5 protein-coding genes are annotated in these 5,643 nt (G+C 58.9%); all 5 read left to right on the top strand.

Going from position 1 to position 5,643, the window contains the following annotated elements; genetic code table 11:
- Positions 1 to 1,769, top strand: a 1,769-nt coding sequence (gene cphA / locus ACPLUI_RS10245) for a cyanophycin synthetase (RefSeq protein ID WP_424660166.1), incomplete at its 5' end; no start/stop codon positions are given.
- Between the two features lie 49 nt (positions 1,770 to 1,818).
- Positions 1,819 to 2,748 carry a 4-(cytidine 5'-diphospho)-2-C-methyl-D-erythritol kinase gene (gene ispE / locus ACPLUI_RS10240; protein ID WP_424660165.1) on the top strand — a complete coding sequence of 310 codons (930 nt, stop codon included), beginning with the start codon at positions 1,819 to 1,821 and terminating at the stop codon, positions 2,746 to 2,748.
- Between the two features lie 37 nt (positions 2,749 to 2,785).
- Positions 2,786 to 3,466, top strand: a complete 681-nt coding sequence (locus ACPLUI_RS10235) for a GntR family transcriptional regulator (RefSeq protein ID WP_424660164.1) — start codon at positions 2,786 to 2,788, stop codon at positions 3,464 to 3,466.
- Positions 3,466 to 4,227, top strand: a complete 762-nt coding sequence (locus tag ACPLUI_RS10230; RefSeq protein WP_424660163.1) for a nucleotidyltransferase family protein — start codon at positions 3,466 to 3,468, stop codon at positions 4,225 to 4,227. Before ACPLUI_RS10235 ends, ACPLUI_RS10230 begins: the two co-directional genes overlap by 1 nt.
- Before the next feature lie 19 nt (positions 4,228 to 4,246).
- Complete coding sequence (gene ilvA, locus ACPLUI_RS10225) at positions 4,247 to 5,461, top strand: threonine ammonia-lyase (protein ID WP_424660162.1); 1,215 nt, start codon at positions 4,247 to 4,249, stop codon at positions 5,459 to 5,461.
- Positions 5,462 to 5,643 lie beyond the last annotated feature (182 nt).

The following is a 5,643-nucleotide window of genomic DNA, read 5'->3' as shown; positions in this document are numbered from 1 at the left end:
GGCAGTACCGCCTTTTAGTGGTGAACGGTCGGATGGTGGCCGCGTCACTGCGCCTGCCCCCCCGGGTGGTGGGGGATGGGCGGCGCACCGTCCGCGAACTGGTGGAGGAGGTTAACCGGGACCCGCAGCGTGGTGAGGGGCACGGCAGGCCCCTGTCCAGGATCCCCCTGGATGCGGTGGCCGTGGCCTGCCTTGCCCGCCAGGGCTTCACGCCCCGGGATGTGCCCGGTGAAGGGCAGGTTGTTTACCTGCGGGACAGCGCCAACCTCAGCACCGGCGGGACCGCTGTGGACGTCACGGAGCAGGTGCACCCGTCCAATGCCCGGTTGGCCGTAAGGGTGGCCCGCCTTACCGGTCTGGACGTGGCAGGCATCGACGTGGTGGCTGAGGATATCGGCCGCCCCCTCGAGGAGCAGGGTGGAGCGGTAATCGAGGTGAACGCCGCCCCCGGGTTGCGCATGCATACCCACCCGGTGGAGGGTGAGTCCCGGGAAGTGGGAGCGGCCATTGTGGACCACCTCTTCCCTCCCGGTACACCCTCCCGTATTCCGGTTGTGGCTGTGACGGGTACCAACGGCAAGACCACCACCACCCGGATGATCGGGGCCATTTTAGCCCGGGCCGGCCTGGTGGTGGGCATGACTACGAGCGATGGCATTTATATTGGCGGGGAGCGGGTGCTCGCCGGAGATACTACGGGGCCGGTCAGCGCCAGACTGGTGCTGGCGGAACCGGAGGTCGACGTGGCCGTGCTGGAAACGGCCCGGGGCGGCATCCTGAGGGCCGGCCTGGGCTACGAGGGAAGTGACGTGGGGGTGGTCACCAACATCAGCGGGGATCACCTGGGTCAGGACGGGGTCGAGACGCTGGAGGACCTCGCCGACGTAAAATCCCTGGTGGTGGAAACCGTGCGTAAAAACGGTTTTGCGGTCCTCAATGCCGATGACCCTCATGTACTGGCCATGGCAGGCCGGGTTCGGGGCGAGATCATTTATTTCTCCCTGGTGCCCGACAACATCACCGTGCGCCGCCACCTGGGTGCCGGTGGGACAGCCGTATTTGTGAAGAACGGTATGCTGGTGGCAGCCCGTGGCCAGCAGGTCCGCCGGTTGCTCTCAGTGCGCCGGCTGCCCGCCTCCCTGGGAGGCCTTGCCCGCCACAACATCCAGAATGCACTGGCGGCAGCTGCGGCCTGTCTGGGTCTGGGTATAGCCCTGGAGCACATCCGGGCCGGCCTTGAGAGCTTCCACTGCAACCTGGAACAAAACCCCGGCCGGTTGAATATCCTGGATGTGCAGGGCATCCGGGTGGTGATTGATTACGCTCATAACGCCGCCGGTTACCTGAGCATGGTTAATGTGTTGCGGCACTTCAAAGGCCGGTTGATTGGTGTCATCGGCGTGCCTGGGGACCGCCTGGACGAGCAAATTAAAGAGGTGGGCCGCATTGCCGGCCGGGGTTTTTCAGCCCTGGTGATCAAAGAAGATGCCGACCTGCGCGGGCGGCGGCCCGGGGAAGTGGCCGCCATCCTGCAGGAAGGTGCGGTGGATGCGGGTATGCACCCGGAGAGAATCAGGGTGATTTTACCCGAAGGAGAGGCGGTGCTCCGGGCCCTTCTAACGGCGGAGCCCGGCGATACGGTGGCCATTTTCTACGAAAAGCTGGATACGGTGGTTAAAGCCGTAGAGTTGTTTCGCGCGCGCCGGCAACTGGGCTACAGTGAAAAAGACGGGAGCGGGCTGCAGGAAAATATTCTCCCGGCGACGTAAACCTATAGTTTAAAACCGGAAGTCAAACATTTACCAAACGCGGTGGTTGGTGACTGTTTGGCTGAACATTCACACCGAAAGGGAGATTATGCCCGTGCTGGAAGTGCTGGCCCGTGCCAAGATAAACCTTACCCTGGACATTACGGGTCTTTTACCCGACGGTTACCACGAGCTGGAAACGGTGATGCAGAGCATTGCTCTGTGTGACCGGCTATTTTTTTCCCTTCGCCCGCAGGGTATTGAGTTCCAGACCGACAGCCCCCTCGTACCAGCCGGTCCGGAAAATCTGGTCTACCGGGCGGCGGAGCTTTTACAAAGGGTAACCGGGTGTCGCCGGGGAGTACATATTTTTCTTTCTAAAAATATCCCGGTTGCGGCCGGCCTGGGTGGTGGTTCCGCCGATGCGGCAGCCACCCTGGCGGCTTTAAATCAACTCTGGTCCCTTGGTTTGGACCGGGGAGAACTGATAGATCTGGGTGCGAAGCTGGGGGCCGACGTACCCTTTTGCCTTACAGGGGGTACTGTTCTGGCCCGGGGAAAAGGTGAATTGCTTACCCCTTTAAAACCCCTTCCTCCTGTGGGAGTGGTTATGGTCACCCCACCACTGGCTGTGTCCACGGCTCAAATTTACCGGGCATACGACCGTCTCCTGCCCGGTGTCCATCCCGATACCGCTGCCATGGTTGCTGCTGTCGAGCGTCGGGATATACCTGCGGTAGCCGCCCGGTTGGGGAATATACTGGAGCCGGTTACCACCGCCCTTTATCCACAGGTTTCCGCAGTGAAGGCAGCCCTGAAGGCGGCCGGCCCACTGGGGGTCGTCATGAGCGGCAGCGGCCCTACCGTTTTTGGCCTCTGCCGGGATGAAGAGGAGGCCTGCCGGGTGGCCGGGCGGCTCGACCCCGGGCTGGGACGGATTTTACACACCCGTTTTTGCGACCATGCGTTAAAACTTGCAGTAATTGACGGCAGCAGGTAAAATATAAGTGTTATGACCATAAAAAGGGGTGGCGGCCATGGAAAATACGAGGCTCGTTCCGATTAAACTTGATAACTATAAGCCTTTGAGGGAACTGGTTTTTGAATCCTTGCGGGAAGCAATTATCCAGGGCCGTCTGAAACCCGGGGAACGGTTGATGGAAATCCAGCTGGCGGAAGAAATGGGGGTTAGCCGCACTCCCGTGCGGGAGGCCATCCGGAAGCTGGAGCTGGAAGGTTTTGTGGTCATGGTGCCCCGCAAGGGAGCCTATGTGGCGGGTATTTCGGTAAAGGATATTGTCGATGTCTTTGAAGTGCGGGCGGCCCTGGAAGCGCTGGCCGCCGGCCTGGCCGCTGAGCGGATAACCGATGAGGAACTCGAAGAACTGGAACGCGCACTGGTCAAAACTTACGAAGTCAGCAGTCAGGACCTGGACGCACTGGTCGAAACCGATACCAGGTTCCATGAGCTCATCTATAAAGCCAGCCGGAACGAAAGACTGATCCAGATAATCACCAACCTGGCGGATCAAATTCAACGCTTCCGTGCCACTTCGCTGGCCCAGCCGGGGCGGACCAAACATGCGCTTGAAGAACACAAGCAGATTGTGGAGGCCATCAGCGAGCGCAACGTGGAGCTGGCCCAGATCCTGGCGCGGGAACATATCGAAAATGCCGAACAGAGCCTTTTGAACGCTCTGGGGGAGGCAAAGAGATAATGGTGGATGCAGTGGTTCTGGCCGGCAGTCCCAATAACGGGCCGCTCAAGGAATGCAGTCCGGTACCCTATGAGGCGCTCATTCCCATTGGCTCCAAAACGATGGTCCAATATGTGGTAGAAGCATTAATCCGGGCCAGGGGGGTTGACCGGATTGTGGTAGTGGGGCCCAGGCACGAGCTGGTGAATCAACTCAAAGACGACCGGGTGCGTGTTGTTCCGGCAGGTAGCGGTCTCCTGGAGAACGTCCAGCGGGGACTGGAAGAATTGCCGGGTACGCACCGCGTGCTGCTGGTCAGCTCCGACATCCCCCTGATTACTCCCCGGGCTATTGAAGATTTCCTCGAACTCTGTAAGGGTCAGGATGCGGATCTGTATTACCCCATTGTGCCGAAGGAGGTTGTGGAAAGACGGTTTGCTGTCCCTGTGCGGCGCACCTACGTCAGCCTTAAAGAAGGTGTTTTCACCGGGGGCAACCTGTTTTTGCTCAATCCGGAAGTGGTCTCCCGCTGTTTGCCCCTGGGGCAGCAGCTGGTGGACGCCCGGAAAAGTCCCCTGCGCCTGTGCCGCCTGGTAGGCCTCAGTTTTTTGTTTCGCTTTCTTTTGCACCGGGTTACGCTCGAGGAAGCCCAGGCACGGGTCTCCCGCCTGCTGGGCATCCGCGGGGTAGTGGTAATCAGTCACTACCCGGAAGTGGGCGTTGATGTGGATAAACCCGTGGATCTGGCTCTGGTTACCAGAACTCTCCAACAGGCTTCGTGAGACAAAGGATGTGTTTTTTATGCCTCTTTCCCTGAACCTGGATATGATCCGGGAAGCCAGAAAGCGACTGGCTGGTGTTATTCACCCCACCCCACTGGACCATTCTACAACCTTTTCGCGGCTTACAGGCAGCGAGGTTTATTTCAAACTGGAGAACCTCCAGAAAACTGGCTCTTTTAAAATCCGTGGCGCTTATAACAAGATCATGTCTTTAACTCCTGAAGAACGGGACCGGGGTGTGATTGCCGCTTCCGCCGGAAACCATGCCCAGGGGGTGGCCTATGCAGCTACGAAGGCCGGGATCCGCTCGGTGGTGGTCATGCCGGAGGGGGCTCCCATTTCCAAGGTTGTGGCCACCCGGGGTTACGGTGGCCGGGTCGTCCTGGCGGGGGGAGGTTATGACGAGGCTTTTGAATATGCATGCCAGATGCAAAAGGAAACCGGGGCCACCCTGGTCCACGGCTTTGACGATCCCATGGTCGCGGCGGGTCAGGGTACCATAGGTCTGGAGCTGATGGACGAGTTGCCCGACCTGGACGCCGTGCTGGTACCCGTTGGCGGAGGTGGGCTGATTTCTGGTATTGCGGTGGCCGTCAAGTCCTTGAACCCGCGGGTTCGTGTAATTGGTATCCAGTCGCGGGGAGCACCGGCAGTTTATCTTTCCCTCAAAGGCGGCGACCGGCGGGAACTGACCTCTACAGCCACCATCGCCGACGGCATCAGTGTACGCCGCCCGGGTGAGTTCACCCTGGAGATTATGCGCCGTTATCTGGACGATATAGTGCTGGTTGACGATGAAGAAATTTCACGTGCTATTTTGATGCTCCTGGAACGTTCCAAAATTGTAGTCGAGGGGGCCGGAGCGGTGCCCCTGGCGGCCCTTTTGCACGGGCATGTGTCTTTACCCGCCAAGAAAGTTGTCCTGGTCTTAAGCGGGGGGAACATCGACGTCAATATTCTGTCCATCATCATTGAACGCGGACTTGTCAAGTCGGGCCGCATCATCCGCCTCCGCACCGTGGTTACGGACCAACCTGGTAGTTTGCAGCGCCTGCTGGCTGTGCTGGCTGACGTGCGGGCCAACGTAATTTCCATTAACCACGACCGTATTAAGCCCCAGGTACCTTTAAAACAGGCGGAGGTCGAATTGCTGCTGGAAACCAGTGACGTGGAGCACATAGAGAAGATCATGTCTGCTCTCTCCCGGGAAGGGTACGGGGTGGAACGGATATAGAATATAGGGAAAAATTTTTTAAACGAACTGGAAAAATGAAGGAACTTTTGCCTTTCATGGAGAATTCAGGTTACAGGTATCGGGTGGGGTTTTTGGGTCAACGCTGCCCGGTTATTAAGTCAATCTGGGGTTTGAGGAAGGTGGTGAGGGAGTGGTTGTTACGGATGTGCGGGTGCGCAAAA

This window comes from Desulfofundulus sp. (assembly GCF_049701015.1).
In the GTDB taxonomy this organism is placed as follows: domain Bacteria; phylum Bacillota; class Desulfotomaculia; order Desulfotomaculales; family Desulfovirgulaceae; genus Desulfofundulus.
Note: the sequence above shows the minus strand (reverse complement) of the source record. Positions and strands in the feature narration are given on the sequence as shown.